Consider the following 21,767-nt stretch of genomic DNA (forward strand, 5'->3'; position numbering starts at 1 on the left):
CAACGTCCTATTTCAAAGGCGGCTGGACAAGTCTTCCAGGGCCGCGGGCAAATCAGTGAAGCGGAATGTGAAACCCGCCGCCTGCAATCGGGCCGGCGTGGCGCGCTGGCCGCCGAGCAACAGCAGTGACAACTCCCCCAGCGCCACTTTCAATACAAGTTCCGGCATTGGCACCACGGCCGGCCGATGCAATACACGGCCCAGGGCCTTGGCGAAATCGCGGTTGCGCACCGGGTCAGGAGCGCAGGCATTATAAGGACCGCTGGCATCGGAGCGGTGCAGAAGAAAATCAATCAGGGCGATTTGATCGTCGATATGAATCCACGGCATCCACTGCCGACCATTGCCGATACGCCCGCCCAGCGCCAGTTTGAATGGCAGCAGCAGCCGCGACAAAAAGCCGCCCTCGGCAGACAGGACCAGGCCGGTACGAACCAGCACCACGCGCATGCCCAACGCCTCGGCCCGTTGCGCGGTTTCCTCCCAGGCGATGCACAGCTGGCTGGCGAAATCTTCGCTTACCGGCCCCGACTCCTCGGTCAATTCACGCTCGCCGCCGTCGCCATACCAGCCCACCGCAGAACCGGAAATCAACACCTGCGGTTTCTGCTCGCAGCGCTCCAGCCAGGCCAGCAGAACTTCCGTCAAAGTGATGCGACTGCTCCACAACAATATCTTGCGTTTGTGGCTCCAGGGCCGGTCGGCAATCGGCGCTCCCGCGAGGTTGATCACCGCGTCCACTGGCGCGTCGACGTCCTCGAGCCTGGCAACGCCGCGCACTTGCGCCCCGCAGATTTTCGCCACCTCTTCGGGCCGGCGACTCCATACCGTCAAGCGATGTCCCTGCTCCAACCAGAAGCGGCAGAGCTGACGTCCGATCAAACCAGTACCGCCGGTCAGCAATATGTGCATGAGATGTTCCTCGCATCGCGTTTTACCCGGCCCATTAGTCTATTTTTATAAGCAGGGATTTTTCGTATCGGACAGGGTCTGTGTTTAACAATAGGACAACCTGCCCAAACGCGAACGGTAAAACTTATACCAAAAACCCGAATTGTACAGGTTTAAACGACGGCGTAGTCTGTACAGAAAGGTAAACGAGGCCCTCATGACTGTACCTATCGCAATCATCGGCACCGGCATCGCCGGACTTTCAGCCGCCCAGGCCCTGACGGAGGCCGGGCATATCGTTCAACTCTTCGATAAAAGCCACGGCAGCGGCGGACGCATGTCGAGCAAACGCAGCGACGCCGGCGCCCTGGACATGGGCGCGCAATATTTCACCGCGCGCGATCGGCGCTTTGTCACGGAGGTCCAGCGCTGGCAAGCCAACGGCTGGGCCGCGGAATGGAACCCGCAACTCTACAATTTCCAGGGCGGGCAACTGAGCCCTTCGCCGGACGAACAGACCCGCTGGGTCGGCACTCCGCGCATGAGCGCCATCACCCGCGCCCTGCTCGGCAAGTTGCAAGTACAGTTTTCCTGCCGGATCACCGAGGTGTACCGCGGCCAGGAACATTGGCATTTGCAGGACGCTGAAGGTTTCACCCACGGCCCCTTCGGCCAGGTGGTGATCGCCACGCCCGCGCCCCAGGCCACCGCGTTGCTGGCGGCCGTACCGAAGCTGGCCGGCGTGGCGGCCGGGGTAAAAATGGACCCGACCTGGGCAGTGGCCCTGGCGTTCGAAAAACCGCTGGATACCTCCATGGAAGGCTGCTTCGTACAGGACAGCCCCCTCGACTGGCTGGCCCGCAACCGCAGCAAACCCGGACGCGACAGCAAGCTCGATACCTGGATACTGCATGCCACCAGCGACTGGAGCCGGCAACACATCGACCTGTCCAAGGAAGCGGTGATCGAACACCTGCACGGCGCCTTTGCCGAACTGCTGCACAGCGCCATGCCCGCACCGAGCTTCAGTGTCGCCCATCGCTGGCTCTACGCCCGCCCCGCTGGCAACCATGAATGGGGCGCCCTGGCCGATGCCAACCTGGGCCTGTATGTGTGTGGCGACTGGTGCCTGTCCGGCCGGGTCGAAGGCGCATGGCTCAGCGGCCAGGAAGCTGCCCGCCGCCTGCATGCAAGCCTGCAATAGATCGCGTCACCCCATCGCCTTGCGCTGCTGTCGAAAGAGACAGCAGCCTGCCCCTGACACAGCTTGACGTCGCCTCGCCACGCAATCCGGTTGACATACGCGGGTTCGAGCCTATGATGAAAATATTGTACAGAAACAAAAAACTGTACAAGATTTAGCAATCAGAGGTCGCCCATGCCCAGCGCAGCCATCGCCAAACCCAGAATCGCCATCAGCGCCTGCCTGATGGGTGCTGAAGTTCGCTTTAACGGCGGGCACAAGCAATCGCAGTTGTGCAGCCGCACCCTCGTCGATTATTTCGAGTTCGTACCGGTGTGTCCCGAAGTCGCCATTGGCCTGGGTATCCCCCGGGAGCCGATCCGCCTGGTGGGCAGCCCCGAACACCCCGAGGCGCTAGGCACGGTGAATCGCGACCTCAACGTGACCCGGCCACTGGCCGACTATGGGCAGCAGATGGCAGGGGAACTGGATGACATTTGCGGCTACATCTTCATGCAGAAATCGCCGTCCTGTGGGCTGGAGCGGGTCAAGGTCTACGACCACAACGGCGTGACCCAGGACGGCGGCGGGCGCGGCATCTATGCCCAGGCCTTTTGTGCCCGCCACCCCGACCTGCCGGTGGAGGAAGACGGTCGCCTCAACGACCCGGTGCTGCGGGAGAACTTCCTGACCCGGGTGTTCGCCTATGCCGCCTGGCAATCCTTGCGGCGCCAGGGCCTGACCCGTCGCGGCCTGATCGCATTCCATTCGCGCTACAAATACCTGCTGATGGCCCACAACCCGGTGCAGTACAAGGTCCTGGGCTCCTTGTTGGGCAACATGGGCAGGACCGATCCTAACGAACTGGGCCCACGCTATTTCAGTGCATTGATGGCGGCCTTGAAGAAATGCGCGACCCGCCGCACCCACACCAACGTGCTGCAACACCTGAGCGGTTACCTCAAGCGCGCCATCGACGCCGAGGACAAACAGGAAGTGCAGCACCTCATCGGGCAGTATCGCCTCGGCATCGTGCCCTTGGTGGTGCCACTGACGTTGCTCAAGCATCACTTGCGCCAGCACCCCGATCCTTACCTGGCGCAGCAGGTCTACCTGCAACCGCACCCGGAAAACCTCAGCCTGCGAAACGCTATTTGATGAGCAACGAGCCCGATTCCAGCGCCAGCGAAGACCTCGGGGCCGATTTTGCCCAGGCCTTGGCGCAAGGCTGGCTGCCCATCCGCGAGGTCGCCCGGCAAACCGGTGTCAACGCCGTCACGCTGCGCGCCTGGGAACGCCGTTACGGCTTGATCGTGCCGCACCGCACGCCCAAGGGCCACCGACTGTTCAATGCCGACCATGTGCAACGGATCCTGAACATCCTCACCTGGATCGATCGCGGCGTTGCCGTGAGCAAGATCAAACCCTTGCTGGATACACCGCAGCCACCGAGCGAACCCACGCAGGCGCCAGAGAATGACTGGCAGCCCCAACGTCATGCCCTGGTGTTGGCGGTGACACAACTGGCCGAGCGCCAGATCGATGACCTGGTCAATCAGGCGATGGCGCTGTACCCGCCCTGGACCGTGTGCGAGCAATTGCTCTTGCCGTTGCTGGCCGAGCTGCACCTGCGCTGGCAGGGCCAGTTCGGCGCGCAGCTGGAACGGGTCTTCCTGTACTCGTGGCTGCGCAGCAAATTCGGCAGCCGCATCTACCACAACAACCGTCAGCTGCATGGCGCGCCATTGTTGCTGGTCAATCATTCAGACTCGCCCCAGGAGCCGCACCTGTGGCTCACCGCCTGGTTGGCCAGCAGCGCCGACTGCCCGGTGGAAGTCTTCGACAGCCCTCTACCGCCGGGCGAACTGGCCCTGGCGGTGGAACGCCTCAAGGCCCGCGGCGTAGTGCTGTATGCCAGTCACGTCCTCAATCTTTCCCAACTGCCCAGGCTGTTGGGCGGCATCGATTGCCCGATCATCATTGCCGGCCCGGCCGCGTCGATCCACCACGCCAGGTTATCCACAGGCGTCGCGCTGGTTGACGTGTCCTGGGCCGTAGACCCGTTATCGGCTCATCGCGAACTGAGCCGCAGAGCGCTCCTTTAGATGGAAAACAGCATGCAACTGATCTGGCTGCGCAGCGACTTGCGCCTGCACGACAACACCGCCCTGGCGGCGGCAGCGGCCCAGGGCCCATGCGTGGCGGTGTACCTGACCAGCCCCGAACAATGGCGCGCCCATGACGACGCACCGTGCAAGATCGACTTCTGGCTACGCAACCTCGGCGCGTTGAGCGCGGCCCTGGATGAATTGAACATTGCGCTGCTGATCCGCGAAGCTGCGCATTGGCACCAGGCCCCACACGTGCTGCTCAAGCTGTGTCGCGAGCTGAACGTCGGTGCCGTGCATGTCAACGAAGAGTACGGCCTGAATGAAACGCGACGCGACGCCGAAGTCGCCCGTGCACTGCATGAGCAGGGCATTGAGTTTCACAGCCACCTCGACCAATTGCTGTTCAAGCCCGGCAGCGTGTTGACCAAGACCGGCAACTATTTCCAAGTGTTCAGTCAGTTTCGCAAGGTCTGCTACAGCCGCCTGCATTTCTCCTTGCCGAGCCTGGTCGCCACACCGCTCCGGCAGGCTCCCACCGGCATTGCCCGTGACCCGGTGCCGACGCAAGTCGCTGGATTCCCCCCACCCAGCGAAGCTCTACGCGCCCTCTGGCCCGCTGGCGAAACCGAAGCCCGTCGGCGCCTGGACACCTTTGTCGACCAACACATCGATGACTACCAGAGCGAACGGGACTTTCCCGCCAGACCGGGCACCAGCCAACTATCGGCCTATCTGGTGGCCGGAGTGGTGTCGCCGCGTCAGTGCCTGCATGCCGCGCTGCAAGCCAACCAGGGTGAATTCGAAAGCGGAAGTGCCGGAACAGTGACCTGGATCAATGAATTGCTCTGGCGCGAGTTCTATAAACATATTGTGGTGGGCTATCCACGCGTGTCACGCCATAAAGCGTTCCGCCCGGAAACCGAGGCGCTGGCGTGGCGCAAGGCCCCCGCAGAACTGGAGGCCTGGAAGCAAGCACGCACCGGCCTGCCGATTATCGATGCGGCCATGCGTCAGTTGCTGGAGACCGGCTGGATGCACAACCGTTTGCGGATGGTCGTAGCGATGTTCCTGACCAAGAATCTGCTGATCGATTGGCGCGAAGGCGAGCGCTTTTTCATGCAGCACTTGATCGACGGCGACCTGGCCGCCAACAATGGCGGCTGGCAGTGGAGCGCCTCCACCGGCACCGATTCGGCGCCCTGGTTCCGCATCTTCAACCCGTTGAGCCAGTCGGAAAAATTTGACCGTGAAGGCCTGTTCATCAAACGCTGGTTACCTGGACTGAACGATCTGGACAGGCAACAGGTCCATAGCCCAAATACCCAAGGCGGCTTGTTTGGCGCAGTGGATTATCCGGCACCGATCGTGGATTTGCGCGAGTCCAGGGCGCGGGCGTTGGCAGCGTTCAGAAACCTGCCGACGCACCAGGACATAGCCACTGCAGGGATGGGCGATCAGGGAACATGAAATGCCGGCCTGCGGGGTGCACTATTTACCCGATAACATATAGTTACTAATCGTACGGACTCTACTGAAAAAACCGCATAGCCAGTACGCTGTCCAATCGAAAGGAGCATGGAATGGGTTCAAGACTGCCGCGGCGCTATTGGCTAACCGGGGCTGGCAACGGAATCGGCGCTTCGTTGGCTGAAGCGATCCTGGAGACGGGCGCATACCTGGCCATCAGTTCGCGCTCTGCCCGATCATGCGAAACCCTTTCGGTACGTTACCCAGAACAAGTGCTGACAGTGCCCGGCAATTTGACCGACAGCCAGACCGTACGCGAAATTGGCGAACAAATCGCCCAACAATGGGGCGGCCTGGACAGTGTGATCCTTAATGCGGGAACGGCTGAGTACGTTGACGGACAGCCGGCCGATCACACATTGATAGAACATATCGTACGCAGCAATCTGCTGGCCGCCAGTTTCTGCATTGAAGTGGCCATGCCGTTGCTGCGCGCCGGGGCCGAACCTCATCTGGTGGGTATTACTAGCCCCGTCACTTATTTGCCGCCCTCGCAAATCGAAACGGGTGACAACGCAATGCGTCATCTGTTCGAGTCGGCTAGGGCAGGGCTGGCGTCCGCAGACGTCGATGTGACGTTGGTGCACCCTGGGTATGACGGTCCATCGCTGAAACCCGACAGTTGCTTTCCTACGCCGGCCCATCGGTCGGCGGACGAAGCGGCGCGGCATGTGCTCGATCAACTGGTCCAACGCCCGCGGGAAGTCGCGCTCCCCATCGCATCCATGATCGCACTCTGGCCTTTACCTTCTTCGACCGAAACCATGCAGGCCGATACCGAATCATGCCAGGCAAAAAACGGCTATCCGATCAAGGGGCAACCCTGAGCCGCCGATTGCCTTACACTGCGCGCCATGAAAACGATCCCCCTGCATGAAATCCCGGCACCGGCCATCACGTGTTCGACGTGCGCGGCGTGCTGCTGCCAGTTGGAAGTGATGTTGATCACCGACACAGGGGTTCCGCAACGATTTATCGCCACGGACGATTGGGGGGCCGAGGTGATGCTGCGGCTTGATGACGGGTGGTGCGCCGCCCTGGATCGCGACAGCATGATGTGCAGCATCTACGAAAAGCGTCCGCTGATCTGCCGCGAATTCGAGATGGGTGCGGCGGAATGCCTGGAAGAGCGCCAGGGGATTGCGACGGCATATCGATAAAGGAATGATCTGACAGAGCTGATTTACTGCGGGAGCGAGCCTGCTCGCGAAAGCGGTAGATCAGGCAACACCATATTGGCTGGCCCACCGCTTCGCGAGCAGGCTCGCTCCCACAGTTCTCAAGCTGTTTTGTTACAGCGGCATCGTGTAGTGCAGCGCGTAGCTTTCCACACCGTCGTTGGTCGACTTGATACCCGCGTTGGAGTAATGGGTGGCGCGGATGCCCACTTCATGTCCACCATTGAAACGCAGGCCAAACCCGATGCGATCCTCGAACTGGAAGGCCGTTCCCAACTTGTTGCTTTCCACTTCGGTATTGGCGAACAGTGCAACGCCGACACCCGCCTCTATATAAGGCTTCACGTTCTGGCCGGAAAATTCATACACAAACACAGGCGAGAACGACAGGCTGTGGTTGCTGGACGTCTCGTCCCCCTCCCAATAGGTATAGGCGCCGCTCCAGTAGCCGGTCAGGCGACCGACATCACTTTGCAGCCAACTCTTGTCCCAGTCGAACTGCATGCCCAGGCGATAAGTCATGGTCGAGTCGCTGGTCTGGCCCACCCCAAACTCCACTCCCGCTGCTTGTGCAGTGTAAGTGTGCCCCAACAATGCAGCCGCAAACGCGGCAAAACAGAATAAGCGCTTCATTAGAAACATCCTTTTCCGAACAGACTTAGTTGATTTTTCTTACAAACAGACAAAGCTATAGAAATCTGCGCTAAAACAGAAGTTCAGCCTGTTTTACACAATTTTCACGTTTTTTTTACAGATCGAAGCTTCGCACAACGCCAGACGAATGCCATAGGGTCGGTAGGATTTTTCTTAAATGTATCGGATCTGCACTCGTCCAGAAATGCGTTTCACTGGCAGGACCCTCCGCCAATAGCCCTCGCTCAGCCAAGAGGCGCTGGAGTTGCCGGGCCACGGCGGCACCGGTGTCGATCAGGCTGATGTGCTCCGGAATCATCCGCGCGAGCAATGGCTTGAGGAACGGATAGTGCGTGCAACCCAGGATCAACGTGTCACAGCCGGCGGCCAGCAAGGGCTCCACGTAATGTTGCAGCAACTGATACAAGGCCGGGCTGTGCAGATCACCCGTTTCGATCAGTTCCACCAGCCCCGGACAGGGTTGCGTGATGACCCGCACATCGGTGGCGAAACGGTCGAGCAGCGCGGCGAACTTGGCACTCTGCAAGGTGCCGGTGGTGGCCAGCACCCCGACGATACCGCTGCGGGTCGCGGCAGCCGCCGGCTTGACCGCCGGCTCCATGCCAACGATGGGCCAATGGGGAAAATCCCGGCGTAGATCGGCAACGGCAGCCACCGTTGCGGTGTTGCACGCCACGACCAGCGCCTTGGCGCCCTGGCCCAAGAGAAAGTCGGCAATGATCGCGCAGCGTTGTCGGATGTATTCCGGGGTTTTCTCGCCGTAGGGAATATGCCCACAGTCAGCCACGTACAACAGCGATTCATTGGGCAGCAACCGGCGGATTTCCCCCAGCACCGACAACCCGCCGACACCCGAGTCAAGCACACCGACCGGCGCTTCACTCATGTCGGCCACCACATACGCCGCAGCCTGGATCGCGCTTGACCCGCAGTTCACGGAAACGTGTACCCAACGCATCGATCAATAGCAGGCGCCCCACCAGCGGCTCACCGAAACCGACCAGCAACTTCAAGGCTTCAAGGGCTTGCAGGCTGCCCACCAACCCCACCAACGGTCCGATCACACCGGCTTCGCTGCAGGTCAGTTCGACTTCACTGCCGTGGCCATAGAGGCAGTGGTAGCAAGGGCTTTCGGGGCGGCGTGGATCGAACACCGACAACTGCCCTTCCAGGCGAATCGCCGCGCCGCTGACCAGCGGCTTGGCCGCCGCGACACAGGCCATGTTCACCGCTTCGCGGGTCGAGAAATTGTCGGAGCAGTCGAGCACCACATCCACCGCCGCGACCGCCGCAGCCAGGCTGTCTTCGTCCATGGCCGCCAGGTGAGGCACCAGCCGGACCTCGGGGTTGATCGCCGTCAGGCGACGCATCGCCGAATCGACCTTGCTCAGGCCGACGCTGTCGGTGTCGTGAATGATCTGGCGTTGCAGGTTGGTCAGGTCGACGGTGTCGAAATCCGCCAAGTGCATCTCACCCACTCCGGCGGCGGCCAGGTACAACGCCACCGGGGCGCCGAGACCGCCGAGGCCGACGATCAGCACGCGGCTTTGCTTGAGACGCAATTGGCCGTCGATGTCGACGTGCTGCAACAGAATCTGCCGGCTGTAGCGCAACAGCTCCTGATCGTTCAGCACGGCAGGCACCCCAGGCTGATGCGCTCGTGACCGCCCAGGTCCTTGCGGCTGTGGACTTCAGCAAAGCCCTGGGTCTGCAGCAAATCACGCACGGCTTCGGCCTGATCGTAACCGTGTTCAAGCATCAACCAGCCGCCCGGTTCAAGATGCCCGGGGGCCTGGGCAATGATCTGGCGCAAGTCATCCAGACCGTCCGGCCCCGCGACCAGGGCACTGGCCGGTTCGAAACGCACATCGCCCTCGACCAGATGCGGATCGCTGGCCGCGATATAAGGCGGATTACTGATGATCAATGTAAAACGCTCGCCCTCCAACGCGCTGAACCAGTGGCTGCTCAACACCGTGACGTTGCCCAGGTCCAGGCGCTGGCGATTACGCTCGGCCAGGGCCACGGCTTCCAGCACCCGGTCGACCGCCGTGACTTTCCAGGCCGGCCGCTCACTGGCCAATGCCAAGGCAATCGCGCCGCTGCCGGTGCCCAGGTCCAGGACCCGTGCCGGGGTCGCCGGCAACAACGCCAGCGCGGTTTCCACCAGCAACTCGGTGTCGGGACGCGGGATCAGGGTGTGGGGGGCGACTTCCAGGTCGAGTTTCCAGAAGCCCTGCTGCCCGAGGATATACGCCACCGGCTCGCCGGAACGACGCCGGCGCAGGTATTCGGAGAATAGCAACGCCGCCTCGCTTGGCACGATCCGCTCGGGCCAGGTGTGCAGGAAGCTGCGGGACTTGCCCAGCGCAGCGGCCAGCAACAATTCGGCGTCCAGCCGCGGCGTGGGCGAATCCGGCAGTTCGGCGGCGCGTAACAGACTGGCGATGATGGTCATTTATTCACCTGTGCTTACTCGCCAATCGCCGCCAACTGGTCGGCCTGGTATTCGGCCAGCAACGGCTCGATCACCGCATCGACACCACCGGCAAGAATCTCGTCGAGGGAATACAAGGTCAGGTTGACACGATGGTCGGTAACCCGGCCCTGGGCAAAATTGTAGGTGCGGATCCGCTCGGAGCGATCACCCGAACCCACCAGCAGCTTGCGTTCGCTGGCGATGGCATTGGCGGCGGCGCTGGTCTGCTGGTCGTTGAGCTTGGCCGACAACCAGGCCATGGCCCGCGCGCGGTTCTTGTGCTGGGAACGTTCTTCCTGGCACTCGACCACGATGCCCGACGGCAAGTGCGTGATGCGGATCGCCGAGTCGGTCTTGTTGACGTGCTGGCCGCCCGCGCCAGAGGAACGATAAGTGTCGATCCGCAGGTCCGCCGGGTTGATCTCGATGGCTTCCTGCTCGTCCGGCTCGGGCAATACCGCCACGGTGCAGGCCGAGGTATGGATGCGTCCCTGGGATTCAGTGGCCGGCACGCGTTGCACGCGATGGGCGCCGGATTCGAATTTCAGCTTGCCATAGACATTGTCGCCTTCGACCCGGGCGATGACTTCTTTATAGCCGCCGTGTTCGCCTTCGTTCTCCGAAAGAATCTCCACCCGCCAGCCGCGACGTTCGGCATACCGCGAATACATACGGAACAGGTCGCCGGAGAAAATCGCTGCCTCGTCGCCACCGGTACCGGCACGGATTTCAAGAAATACGTTGCGCCCGTCATTCGGGTCCTTGGGCAGCAGCATGCGCTGCAGGTTGCTTTCCAGTTCGAGCAACTGCTCCTTGGCTTCGCGAACTTCCTCCACCGCCATCTCGCGCATGTCCGGGTCGCTGTCCTTGAGCAGTGCCTGGGCACCTTCGAGGTCGCCCTGCACTTTGAGCAGCTGTTTATAAGTGGCGACGATCGGCTCGACTTCCGCATATTCCTTGGAATAGGTGCGGAACTTGTTCTGGTCGGAAATGACTTCGCCATCGCCCAGCAAGGCGGTCAGTTCTTCGAAACGGTCCTGGAGGATGTCCAGCTTGTTGAGCAGTGACGCTTTCATTGCGGTTTTTTATCCGAAAAACTATCCGGTGAGCCCTCACCGAGGGCAAAGAGCTCCTGAGCCATGGCCAGCGCATCGAGGCGGCCTTCGGCGGTCAGCTTCTTGAGCTGAACGCTGGGAGCGTGGAGCAATTTGTTGGTCAGGCCCCGGGCCAGTTGCACCAGCACCTCTTCGGCACTGCCGCCGTTGGCCAGCAGGCGCTGGGCTTTTTGCAGTTCCTCGTCGCGCAGGCGTTCACTCTGCTGACGATACGCCTTGAGCACATCCACCGCGGCCAGCTCGCGCAGGCGCACCATGAAGTCGTCGGCACCGACGCTGATCATCTCTTCCGCCGCCTGGGCCGCGCCCTGCCGGCTCTTGAGGTTCTCGGCGACCACCTCGTGCAGATCGTCGACGCTGTAGAGGTAAACGTCGTCCAGCTCGCCGACTTCCGGCTCGATATCCCGGGGAACGGCAATGTCCACCATGAAAATCGGCTTGTGCTTGCGCAGCTTCAGGGCACTTTCCACGGCGCCCTTGCCAAGGATCGGCAACTGGCTGGCGGTGGAACTGATGACGATGTCGCTGTGTACCAGCTCGGCGGGAATGTCCGACAGCAGCACCGCATGGGCGCCGAACTGCTCGGCCAGGGTACTGGCCCGCTCCAGGGTGCGGTTGGCGACGACAATGCGCTTCACACCCAGGTCGTGGAGATGGCGAGCGACCAGGGTAATGGTCTCGCCAGCGCCGATCAGCAGCGCCTGGCTGCGTTGCAAATCACTGAAAATCTGTTTCGCCAGGCTGACAGCGGCAAACGCCACGGACACCGGGTTCTCGCCGATGGCCGTGTCGGTGCGCACCTGTTTGGCGGCGTTGAACGTAGCCTGGAACAGCCGCCCCAGCAGCGGGCCGACGGTGCCGGCCTCACGGGCCACGGCATAGGCCGACTTCATCTGGCCGAGGATTTGTGGCTCGCCCAACACCAGCGAGTCGAGCCCCGAGGCGACACGCATCATGTGACGAACGGCCGCATCGTCTTCGTGCACATAAGCACTGGCGCGCAGCTCTTCAAGGCTCAGGTTGTGATATTCGGCCAGCCAGCGCAGGACTGAATCGGCTGAAACGTGATCCTGTTCTATATAAAGCTCGCTGCGATTGCAGGTGGAGAGGATCGCAGCTTCGCGACTGTCGGTGAGTCGGCAGAGCTGCTGCAAGGCCTCAACCAGCTGCTCAGGCGTAAAGGCCACGCGCTCGCGGACGTCTACTGAAGCAGTCTTGTGGTTAATACCGAGTGCAAGGAAGGCCATTCAAGGTCGCTGATGGTGACGTGAAGCCGGCAATTGTCCTACTTCGTCAGATTCAGAACAACCACTCGATCTCTATCGCCCCGCGAGGGATGGTAAATCGACGGGGCGGTTATGTTTGACTCAAGGCTTGTGTCATGATGATCCGACCGCAGGTTAGTCGTCCTCTTCCTATATGAATAGATCTTCCGCGTTGCTCCTCGCTCTTGCCTTGCTCAGCGGCTGCCAATCCATGGCCCCCGTTTCGACGGACGGTACGCCGCCGGTCGAAGACAGCGTGCAGGCACCTGAAAAACCCAAGGTCTACGGCTCGTTCAGCGAAGAAACCATCTTCAGCCTGTTGAGCGCCGAACTGGCGGGCCAGCGCAATCGCTTCGACATCGCGCTGGACAACTACGTGACCCAGGCCATCAATACCCAGGACCCGGGCATCTCCGAGCGGGCCTTTCGCATTGCCGAATACCTGGGCGCCGACCAGCCGGCGCTGGATACCGCGCTGATCTGGGCCAAGAACGCCCCGGACGACCTCGAAGCGCAACGCGCCGCCGCCGTGCAACTGGCCCGGGCCGGGCGCTATGACGACTCCATGATGTATATGGAGAAAGTCCTGCTGGGCAAGGGCGACACCCATTTCGATTTCCTGGCGCTGTCGGCCGCCGATACCGACCAGGAAACCCGCAACGGCCTGATGAAAAGCTTCGATCGCCTGTTGCAGCGCCACCCGAACAACGGCCAGCTGATTTTCGGCAAGGCCCTGCTGCTGCAACAGGATGGTGACACCCAGGGCGCCCTCACCCTGCTGGAAGACAACCCGCCGGAAGCCGGCGAGGTGGCACCTATCCTCCTGCGCGCGCGCCTGCTGCAAGGCTTGAATCGCGGCGACGAAGCGCTGCCGCTGCTGGAAAAAAGCATCAAGAAGTACCCGGACGACAAACGCCTGCGCCTCACCTACGCCCGCATGCTGGTGGAAAACAACCGCATGGACGACGCCAAGGTGGAGTTCTCCAGCCTGGTCCAGCAATACCCGGAAGACGACGAATTGCGTTATTCCCTGGCACTGGTCTGCCTGGAAGCCAAGGCCTGGGACGAGGCCAAGGGCTACCTGGAGGACCTGATCGCCCGGGAAAGCCACGTCGACTCGGCCCACCTGAACCTGGGTCGCATCGCCGAGGAACGCAACGATCCCGAGAGCGCACTGATCGAGTACGCCCAGGTCGGCCCGGGCAACGACTATCTGCCAGCGCAGTTGCGCCAGGCCGATATCCTGATCAGCAATGGCAAGACCGCCGACGCCCAGAGCCGCCTCGCCGTACAGCGCGATTCCCAGCCGGACTACGGCATCCAGCTGTACCTGATCGAAGCCGAAACCCTGTCGGCCAACAATCAGGGCGACAAGGCCTGGAACGTGCTGCAACAAGCCTTGAAGCAGTACCCGGACGATCTGAACCTGCTGTACACCCGTGCGATGCTGGCGGAAAAACGCAACGACCTGGCCCAGATGGAAAAAGACCTGCGCCTGATCATCCAGCGTGATCCGGACAACGCCATGGCCCTCAACGCCCTGGGCTACACGTTGTCGGATCGCACCACCCGCTACGACGAAGCCAAGCTGCTCATCGAACAGGCCCACCAGATCAACCCGGAAGACCCGGCGGTGCTCGACAGCCTCGGCTGGGTGAATTTCCGCCTGGGCAATCTCGACGAAGCCGAACGCCTGTTGCGCCAGGCCCTGGAGCGTTTTCCCGACCAGGAAGTCGCCGCTCACCTGGGCGAGGTCCTGTGGGCCAACGGCAAGCAACGTGAAGCCCGGCAGATCTGGAGCCGATTCCTCAAGGATCAGCCTGACAGCCCTATCCTGCGCAGCACCATCAAACGCCTGACCGGATCCGAGACTCTTTAAAATCATGTTTTTGCGCCATTTCATCGTGTTCAGCTTTATCGCCCTGCTCGCCGGTTGCGCGGGCTTCGGCGCCCGTGAATCCGTCCAGGGCCAGGGCAACCAGGCCCAGTGGCGCGAGCACAAGCAACAACTGAGCGGCCTCGACGGCTGGCAGATCGACGGCAAGATCGGCATTCGCGCGCCAAAGGACTCGGGTAGCGGCACGTTGTTCTGGTTGCAACGCCAGGACTATTACGACATTCGCCTGTCGGGCCCGCTGGGTCGCGGCGCGGCCCGTCTGACCGGCCGGCCGGGCCAGGTCTCGCTGGAAGTCGCCAACCAGGGACGCTACGAGGCGCCCACCCCCGAAGCGTTGCTGGAAGAACAATTGGGCTGGAAACTGCCGGTTTCCCACCTGACCTGGTGGGTTCGCGGGCTACCGGCACCGGACAGCAAGAGCCGCCTGACCCTCGACGCCGACAGCCGCCTGTCCAACCTGGACCAGGATGACTGGCAAATCGAATACTTGAGCTATGCCCAGCAGAACGGCTACTGGCTGCCCGAACGCATCAAGCTGCATGGCAGCAACCTCGACGTCACGCTGGTAATCAAGCAATGGCAGCCGCGCAAGCTGGGGCAATGACATGAGCGTTGCACGCCTGACCCTGCCCTCCCCGGCCAAGCTCAACCTGATGCTGCACATCCTCGGCCGTCGTCCGGACGGCTATCACGAGCTGCAGACGATTTTTCAGTTCCTGGACTACGGCGACGAAATCACCTTTGCCGTGCGCGACGACGGCGTGATTCGCCTGCACACCGAATTCGAAGGCGTCCCCCACGACAGCAACCTGATCGTCAAGGCGGCGAAAAAACTCCAGGAACAGTCCGGTTGTTCGCTGGGCATCGATATCTGGATCGAAAAAATCCTGCCCATGGGCGGCGGTATCGGTGGTGGCAGCTCGAATGCGGCGACGACTTTACTGGGGCTGAACCACCTCTGGCAGTTGGGCTGGGACGCGGATCGCCTGGCGGCGCTGGGTCTGACACTGGGCGCCGACGTGCCGGTTTTCGTGCGTGGCCACGCCGCTTTCGCCGAAGGCGTAGGGGAGAAACTCACCCCGGTGGAACCCGAAGAACCCTGGTACTTGGTACTGGTGCCGCAAGTCTCTGTAAGTACAGCAGAAATTTTTTCAGATCCGCTGTTGACACGTAACTCTCCTCCCATTAAAGTGCGCCCCGTTCCCAAGGGAAACAGTCGAAATGACTGCTTACCGGTGGTAGCAAGGCGTTATCCAGATGTTCGTAACGCATTGAATTTGTTAGGTAATTTTACCGAAGCAAAACTCACCGGAACTGGAAGTTGTGTGTTTGGGGGCTTCCCAAGCAAAGCTGAAGCTGATAAAGTCTCGGCCCTTCTGACAGAGACCCTTACGGGGTTTGTAGCAAAAGGAAGCAACGTTTCGATGTTGCATCGCAAGCTGCAAAGCCTGCTCTAAAAGGAATCGAGTGCTGGGCACTCGCAGCAACAGATACAGGGGCGTCGCCAAGCGGTAAGGCAGCAGGTTTTGATCCTGCCATGCGTTGGTTCGAATCCAGCCGCCCCTGCCATTTTCCTATACTCATCCAGGTATACCCTCAGCCTTCAGGTACTGCGCGTGTCCAAGATGATGGTCTTTACGGGGAACGCCAACCCCGATCTGGCTCGGCGTGTAGTACGTCAGCTGCATATCCCTCTCGGTGACATTTCTGTCGGTAAGTTCTCCGACGGCGAAATCACTGCCGAGATCAATGAAAACGTTCGCGGTAAAGACGTCTTCATTATTCAGCCGACTTGCGCTCCGACCAACGATAACCTGATGGAACTCGTCGTGATGGCTGATGCCTTCCGCCGTTCCTCGGCTACTCGTATCACTGCTGTTATTCCTTACTTTGGTTATGCCCGTCAGGATCGCCGTCCGCGTTCCGCACGTGTGGCAATCAGCGCGAAAGTCGTGGCTGACATGCTTACCGTAGTCGGCATCGACCGTGTCCTCACGGTTGACTTGCATGCTGACCAGATTCAGGGCTTCTTCGATATTCCCGTGGATAACATCTACGGCTCCCCGGTCCTGGTGGATGATATTGAAGATCAGCGCTTCGAGAACCTCATGATCGTGTCCCCGGACATTGGTGGCGTCGTGCGTGCACGGGCCGTTGCCAAATCCCTGGGCGTGGATCTGGGTATCATCGACAAACGCCGTGAGAAAGCCAATCACTCCGAAGTGATGCACATCATCGGCGACGTCGAAGGGCGTACCTGTATTCTGGTCGACGACATGGTCGATACCGCCGGCACCCTGTGCCACGCGGCCAAGGCCCTGAAAGAGCATGGCGCTGCCAAGGTCTTTGCCTACTGCACACACCCTGTGCTGTCGGGTCGAGCGATCGAAAACATTGAAAATTCCGTGCTGGACGAACTGGTGGTGACCAACACCATCCCGTTGTCCGCAGCAGCACAAGCCTGTGCGCGTATCCGTCAACTGGATATCGCACCGGTGGTTGCCGAAGCGGTTCGCCGCATCAGCAATGAAGAATCGATCAGCGCGATGTTCCGCTAAGGGCCCTGCCCTCGCCGCGACATCTCGTTGACGAAAAGCGCCCCGCCCCGACATTCACTGCCGGGGCGGGGCTTTTTTGCCCATATCGCCTTTAGCGCTGGTCGCAAGCGCTGGGGTGAATGTGGTTACTTTGGAGATACAACATGAACGATTTTACTCTGAATGCTGAAGTGCGTTCCGACCTGGGGAAAGGTGCGAGCCGCCGCCTGCGTCGTCTCGCAAGCCTGGTCCCAGCTGTAGTCTACGGTGGCGACAAAGCCCCTGAGTCCATCAGCATGCTGGCCAAAGAAGTTGCCAAACTGCTCGAAAACGAAGCGGCCTACAGCCACATCATCGAGCTGAACGTTGGTGGCACCAAGCAAAACGTCGTGATCAAGGCCCTGCAGCGTCACCCGGCCAAAGGCCACGTGATGCACGCTGACTTCGTACGCGTAGTAGCCGGCCAGAAACTGACCGCTATCGTGCCTGTGCACTTCGTTGGTGAAGCTGCTCCGATCAAGAAAGGCGGCGAAGTTTCGCACGTTGTTTCGGAAATCGAAGTGACCTGCCTGCCGAAAGACCTGCCTGAATTCATCGAAGTCGACCTGGCTGACGCCGAAGTCGGCACGATCATTCACCTGTCCGACCTCAAGGCTCCTAAGGGCGTTGAATTTGTTGCCCTGGCACACGGCGATGACAAGGCTGTTGCCAACGTCCACGCTCCACGTGTTGCTCCAGAAGCCACTGAAGAAGGCGCTGCAGAGTAATTTCACTCTGTCGCCGGAGTGATCGGAAACATCGCGGACTGGAACGTAGCGAGACAGCGGGCGAGAACGCGAAGTTTACTTAACGGTAAATCCTCCATTTTCGTCCACTGCCGCAACACCGCCTGATTGCGACATCGTTATCCACACTCCAGGAAGGGCCCCTATCGTGACTGCCATTAAACTGATCGTTGGCCTGGGAAATCCAGGCGCTGAATACGAACAGACCCGGCATAACGCAGGGGCCCTTTTTGTTGAGCGCATCGCGCACGCACAAGGCGTCAGCCTGGCGGCCGATCGCAAATATTTCGGCCTGACCGGGCGCTTCTCGCATCAGGGTCAGGATGTTCGTCTGTTGATCCCTACCACCTACATGAACCGCAGCGGCCAGGCCGTGGCGGCATTGGCCGGTTTCTTCCGCATCAAGCCTGAAGAAATCCTGGTGGCCCACGACGAACTCGACCTGCCTCCGGGCGTTGCCAAGCTCAAGCAAGGCGGCGGCCATGGCGGGCACAACGGGTTGCGCGACATCATCGCGCAATTGGGTAATCAGAATACCTTTCACCGCCTGCGGCTCGGCATCGGCCACCCGGGCGTGGCCAGTATGGTTTCAAACTTTGTCCTGGGTCGTGCGCCTCGCGCCGAACAGGAAAAACTCGATGCCAGCATCGACTTTGCCCTCGGCGTGCTGCCGGATATCCTCGCCGGTGAATGGAACCGCGCGATGAAAAACCTGCACAGCCAGAAGGCCTGACACTTATCCGAGGGGAAACACCATGGGATTCAATTGCGGCATCGTCGGCCTGCCTAACGTCGGCAAGTCCACCCTGTTCAACGCCCTGACCAAATCCGGTATCGCGGCCGAGAACTTCCCCTTCTGCACCATCGAGCCGAACACCGGCATCGTGCCGATGCCCGACCCGCGCCTGGAGGCCCTGGCGGCCATCGTGATCCCGGAGCGCGTACTGCCGACCACCATGGAGTTCGTCGACATCGCCGGCCTGGTGGCCGGGGCCTCCAAGGGCGAAGGCCTGGGCAACAAGTTCCTGGCCAACATCCGCGAAACCGACGCCATCGCCCACGTGGTCCGCTGCTTCGAAGACGAGAACGTGATTCACGTCTCCAACAGCGTCGACCCGAAACGCGATATCGAGATCATCGACCTGGAACTGATCTTCGCCGACCTCGACAGCTGCGAGAAGCAACTGCAGAAAGTCGCTCGCAACGCCAAGGGTGGCGACAAAGAAGCCGTCGCCCAGAAAGCCCTGCTCGAGCAGTTGATCGCCCACTTCACCTTGGGCAAGCCGGCCCGCAGCCTGATCAAGAACATGGGCGCCGATGAGAAGCAGATCATTCGCGGCTTCCACCTGCTGACCACCAAACCGGTCATGTACATCGCCAACGTCGCTGAAGACGGCTTCGAGAACAACCCGCACCTGGATGTGGTCAAGGCCGTTGCCGAAGAAGAAGGCGCCATGGTCGTTCCGGTCTGCAACAAGATCGAAGCGGAAATCGCCGAGCTTGAAGACGGCGAAGAGAAGGACATGTTCCTGGAGGCCCTGGGCCTGGAAGAACCTGGCCTGAACCGCGTGATCCGCGCCGGCTATGAAATGCTCAACCTGCAGACGTACTTCACCGCAGGCGTAAAAGAAGTCCGCGCCTGGACCGTTCGCGTCGGTGCCACCGCGCCACAAGCCGCGGCCGTGATCCACACCGACTTCGAAAAAGGCTTCATCCGCGCCGAAGTCATCGCCTATGACGACTTCATCCAGTACAAGGGCGAAGCTGGTGCCAAGGAAGCCGGTAAATGGCGCCTGGAAGGCAAGGAATACATCGTCAAGGATGGCGACGTGATGCACTTCCGTTTCAACGTCTGACGGCTTTCCTGAGCCTATCGCGTGGCAGCGACTCACTGCCACGCGACCTTCTCAAGCAGACGTCACGTCAATAGATGCCCTTGATCGACCTCTGCTGCCACCCCGATCAGCCCTATCCCGGCATCGGGAGTAAAGATCATGTCATCTTCGTCTAGGTTTTCCCGCCAGTCCCCGGCCAGCGCGATCTGGAACCGGTGGCCTTGGGCGTCTGCCTCCAGATCCGTCAGATAGGTGCGGTCCAGCTCCTGGTTGTACACCATCTTCAGCGTAGTGCCCGTACCGTCTCCGAAGCCGGTATAGCCTAGCGTCGCCACATCGATCTTGTCGTCGACCGTGAAGCCTTCGATAAGGTCGGTAAAGCTCTGGCTGGCAGTACGATAGCTGTCTTCGGTAGAGATGTAGCGGAACACGTCGGCGTTTTCCCGGTTATCGGTCCACAACGAGATGTCGGCCCTGTCTCCGCCGTTGAGACGGTCGGCACCCGCGCCGCCGATAATTACATCCGCGCCAGCGCCGCCGTCGATACGGTCATTGCCGCCCAGGCCATAGATGATTTCCGACAAGGCAGAACCATTGATCGTATCTGCGGTAGACGCACCTTCAACAGTGGGCGCGGTGAACACCAGGTTGGTGCTGTTCAATTGCCCCACCAGGTTGCCGTCCAAGGCCAGTTCAAACCGTTGCCCGGCGGCATCGGCGTCGTAGCTCTTGAGGTAGGTGAGCGTGCCGTCTGCGCTGGCCTGGACGGCCAAGGTGCCGTCATGGCCGTCGCCGATGCCGGTGAAGCCCAGGGCAATCAAGTCGATGCGGTCCCGAGAGGCGTCGAAGTCCTGGACCCGGTCGCTGTGGTTTTGCGCCGCAGTGCGGAAACTGTCGCTCAGTTCGGTGAAGCGGAAGATGTCAGCGCCAGCGCCACCTTGCAGGAGGTCGCGCCCGCCGTTGCCTTGAAGCACATCATCCCCCGCCAGGCCACGGATAATTTCGGCGGCATCGGTACCCTGCAAGATTTCTTCACCGACGTATCCGTCCACATGGAGCTTGCCGTCCTGGCTGCCGAAGCTTGTATCCACACTGCCATCCGCGTTCCAGCGGATGATGCTGAAATCCCCACCGCTCGTGCCGGTCGCCAGGATCTTGCCATCGGCCTGTACCGTCACAGCCACAGGCGTGTCGGCCTCGAAGGTCACCTTGCCATTGGAGCCAAAGCCGGTGTCAAAGGAGCCGTCAGTGTTAAACCGCGCCACAGTAGCCGAGGTGGAGCCTTCGCCATGGCCCATGACGATGATTTTGCCGTCAGCCTGCACGGTGACCACTGAGTCTTCGCCAAACCCCATGGCAGCACTCAAGTAGAGAACACCGTCGTCGCCGAAATGGGTATCCAGCTGCCCCTCGGGATTGAAGCGCTGCAAGGCGTACGTCGGCTCACCCGAGCCGGCAGCATTGTACGCAGCCCCGACCACGACGCCGCCATCGGCCTGTACCGCAGTAGAGATTCCGCCGTTGTAGTATTCGTCTTCAGGAATGTTGACGGTCAGCACGCCATGGTCGCCAAAGCCATCGACGAAAGTGCCGTCATTGCCAAGCCTGCTCACCGTGGCCTGGTCAAATCCGCGGGCGCTGATCTGGAACGTGCCATCCGTATTGGCCGTCAGGTCGATGTCCTTGAAGTCATGACTGATGTCGACCGTGATAGCGCCGTTTTGACCAAAAGTGGCATCGCGTGTCCCGTCGCTGTTGAAGCGCTCCACCTGAACGCCGGTATTCAGCGCTGTGGCGATCAGCACCTTGCCATCAGATTGCACCGCCGTCAGCTCGTAGCGCGACGCCGGGGCTATCGCGGCGGGTACGATATCGACGCCGCCGTCATGGAAACTGGTGTCCAGACTGCCATCTGCGTTCAGGCGGATAACGCTATGGTTCTGTTCGTAGCCGTAGCTTTCCTCGCCTGGCGCTCCGGGGTAACCCCATGCCAGGTACTCCGTATAGCCACCGACCAGGATCTTGCCGTCCGGCTGGATAACGATGCTCTGGTTATCATCGAACTGGCCGGTGAGGTCGACCTGGACTGTGCCCGGGCCAGTTCTCACGGTATGAGTACTGACCGTCGTGTTGTCGGTGGTTGCCATGGGTTAATCCTTTAAGGGCATTGGATCCGTCACTCTAGTGGAGCAGGAAGGATTTGCACGCGACCCCATCGCTGACAGGAGCAGCGTCCGACCGGTGGCTTTTTTTAGCCGTCTGGCCTCGCTGGAGGGCTGAGAAAGGTGCGCATAGCAAAAAAGCCGCGTT

The 21,767-nt window shown here is 60.8% G+C and carries 21 protein-coding genes and 1 tRNA gene; 14 read left to right on the forward strand and 8 right to left on the reverse strand.

What is annotated here, in order from left to right; genetic code table 11:
- Positions 1 to 12: 12 nt before the first annotated feature.
- Complete coding sequence (locus tag AC30D9_RS21410) at positions 13 to 912, reverse strand: TIGR01777 family oxidoreductase (RefSeq protein ID WP_307574615.1); 900 nt, start codon at positions 910 to 912, stop codon at positions 13 to 15.
- A 196-nt stretch (positions 913 to 1,108) separates the two neighbouring features.
- Between AC30D9_RS21410 and AC30D9_RS21415 the strand changes: the two genes are divergently transcribed.
- From AC30D9_RS21415 to AC30D9_RS21440, 6 genes are all read left to right on the forward strand, one after another.
- Complete coding sequence (locus AC30D9_RS21415) at positions 1,109 to 2,095, forward strand: NAD(P)/FAD-dependent oxidoreductase (RefSeq protein ID WP_307574617.1); 987 nt, start codon at positions 1,109 to 1,111, stop codon at positions 2,093 to 2,095.
- Between the two features lie 174 nt (positions 2,096 to 2,269).
- A complete protein-coding gene (locus AC30D9_RS21420) occupies positions 2,270 to 3,232 on the forward strand; it encodes a YbgA family protein (protein ID WP_490144795.1) in 963 nt (320 codons plus the stop codon).
- Positions 3,232 to 4,179 (forward strand): MerR family transcriptional regulator, encoded by a 948-nt coding sequence (locus AC30D9_RS21425; protein ID WP_307574621.1) that lies wholly within the window; start codon positions 3,232 to 3,234, stop codon positions 4,177 to 4,179. The genes AC30D9_RS21420 and AC30D9_RS21425 overlap by 1 nt, the downstream gene beginning before the upstream one ends.
- A gap of 12 nt (positions 4,180 to 4,191) precedes the next feature.
- A complete protein-coding gene (phrB, locus tag AC30D9_RS21430; RefSeq protein WP_307574623.1) occupies positions 4,192 to 5,652 on the forward strand; it encodes a deoxyribodipyrimidine photo-lyase in 1,461 nt (486 codons plus the stop codon).
- 113 nt (positions 5,653 to 5,765) lie between these two features.
- Positions 5,766 to 6,539 (forward strand): SDR family NAD(P)-dependent oxidoreductase, encoded by a 774-nt coding sequence (locus tag AC30D9_RS21435; RefSeq protein ID WP_490144796.1) that lies wholly within the window; start codon positions 5,766 to 5,768, stop codon positions 6,537 to 6,539.
- A 27-nt stretch (positions 6,540 to 6,566) separates the two neighbouring features.
- Positions 6,567 to 6,872 (forward strand): YkgJ family cysteine cluster protein, encoded by a 306-nt coding sequence (locus tag AC30D9_RS21440; RefSeq protein WP_134925810.1) that lies wholly within the window; start codon positions 6,567 to 6,569, stop codon positions 6,870 to 6,872.
- 132 nt (positions 6,873 to 7,004) lie between these two features.
- Here the strand turns inward: AC30D9_RS21440 and AC30D9_RS21445 are convergent, their stop codons facing one another.
- The 6 genes from AC30D9_RS21445 to hemA all read right to left on the reverse strand — a co-directional run bounded on the left by AC30D9_RS21445 (position 7,005) and on the right by hemA (position 12,385).
- Positions 7,005 to 7,523, reverse strand: coding sequence for an acyloxyacyl hydrolase (locus tag AC30D9_RS21445; protein ID WP_060740656.1), 519 nt, complete (start codon positions 7,521 to 7,523; stop codon positions 7,005 to 7,007).
- Positions 7,524 to 7,638: 115 nt separating this feature from the next.
- Entirely contained in the window at positions 7,639 to 8,430 is a 792-nt protein-coding gene (gene murI / locus AC30D9_RS21450; protein WP_134925811.1) for a glutamate racemase, read from the reverse strand.
- Entirely contained in the window at positions 8,423 to 9,178 is a 756-nt protein-coding gene (locus AC30D9_RS21455) for a molybdopterin-synthase adenylyltransferase MoeB (RefSeq protein WP_490144797.1), read from the reverse strand. The genes murI and AC30D9_RS21455 overlap by 8 nt, the downstream gene beginning before the upstream one ends.
- Entirely contained in the window at positions 9,172 to 10,002 is an 831-nt protein-coding gene (gene prmC, locus AC30D9_RS21460) for a peptide chain release factor N(5)-glutamine methyltransferase (RefSeq protein WP_490144798.1), read from the reverse strand. Before prmC ends, AC30D9_RS21455 begins: the two co-directional genes overlap by 7 nt.
- A gap of 14 nt (positions 10,003 to 10,016) precedes the next feature.
- Positions 10,017 to 11,099, reverse strand: coding sequence for a peptide chain release factor 1 (gene prfA, locus AC30D9_RS21465; protein ID WP_134925813.1), 1,083 nt, complete (start codon positions 11,097 to 11,099; stop codon positions 10,017 to 10,019).
- On the reverse strand, positions 11,096 to 12,385 hold the full coding sequence (gene hemA / locus AC30D9_RS21470) for a glutamyl-tRNA reductase (RefSeq protein WP_053125199.1): 1,290 nt from the start codon (positions 12,383 to 12,385) through the stop codon (positions 11,096 to 11,098). The genes prfA and hemA overlap by 4 nt, the downstream gene beginning before the upstream one ends.
- Before the next feature lie 172 nt (positions 12,386 to 12,557).
- On the opposite strand from hemA, the gene AC30D9_RS21475 reads away from it, so the two are divergent.
- The 8 genes from AC30D9_RS21475 (at position 12,558) to ychF (ending at position 19,478) form a co-directional block, all read left to right on the forward strand.
- Positions 12,558 to 14,282, forward strand: a complete 1,725-nt coding sequence (locus tag AC30D9_RS21475; RefSeq protein WP_134925814.1) for a tetratricopeptide repeat protein — start codon at positions 12,558 to 12,560, stop codon at positions 14,280 to 14,282.
- Between the two features lie 4 nt (positions 14,283 to 14,286).
- Positions 14,287 to 14,904: a lipoprotein insertase outer membrane protein LolB gene (gene lolB / locus AC30D9_RS21480; protein WP_109754911.1), complete on the forward strand. Its 618-nt coding sequence runs from the start codon at positions 14,287 to 14,289 to the stop codon at positions 14,902 to 14,904.
- Position 14,905: 1 nt separating this feature from the next.
- Positions 14,906 to 15,757: a 4-(cytidine 5'-diphospho)-2-C-methyl-D-erythritol kinase gene (gene ispE / locus AC30D9_RS21485; RefSeq protein ID WP_307574632.1), complete on the forward strand. Its 852-nt coding sequence runs from the start codon at positions 14,906 to 14,908 to the stop codon at positions 15,755 to 15,757.
- Positions 15,758 to 15,794: 37 nt separating this feature from the next.
- A tRNA-Gln gene (locus AC30D9_RS21490) sits at positions 15,795 to 15,869 on the forward strand.
- Between the two features lie 47 nt (positions 15,870 to 15,916).
- The gene (locus AC30D9_RS21495; RefSeq protein ID WP_003171603.1) at positions 15,917 to 16,858 is read left to right on the forward strand and encodes a ribose-phosphate pyrophosphokinase; all 942 of its coding nucleotides are present in this window, start codon (positions 15,917 to 15,919) and stop codon (positions 16,856 to 16,858) included.
- A 143-nt stretch (positions 16,859 to 17,001) separates the two neighbouring features.
- A complete protein-coding gene (locus AC30D9_RS21500; protein ID WP_092329337.1) occupies positions 17,002 to 17,604 on the forward strand; it encodes a 50S ribosomal protein L25/general stress protein Ctc in 603 nt (200 codons plus the stop codon).
- A gap of 166 nt (positions 17,605 to 17,770) precedes the next feature.
- A complete protein-coding gene (gene pth, locus AC30D9_RS21505) occupies positions 17,771 to 18,355 on the forward strand; it encodes an aminoacyl-tRNA hydrolase (protein WP_003185374.1) in 585 nt (194 codons plus the stop codon).
- Positions 18,356 to 18,377: 22 nt separating this feature from the next.
- Positions 18,378 to 19,478: a redox-regulated ATPase YchF gene (ychF, locus tag AC30D9_RS21510; protein ID WP_490144799.1), complete on the forward strand. Its 1,101-nt coding sequence runs from the start codon at positions 18,378 to 18,380 to the stop codon at positions 19,476 to 19,478.
- 62 nt (positions 19,479 to 19,540) lie between these two features.
- Here the strand turns inward: ychF and AC30D9_RS21515 are convergent, their stop codons facing one another.
- Complete coding sequence (locus tag AC30D9_RS21515; RefSeq protein ID WP_490144800.1) at positions 19,541 to 21,604, reverse strand: calcium-binding protein; 2,064 nt, start codon at positions 21,602 to 21,604, stop codon at positions 19,541 to 19,543.
- Between the last annotated feature and the right edge of the window lie 163 nt (positions 21,605 to 21,767).

It is taken from the genome of Pseudomonas sp. DF11 (assembly GCF_058148565.1).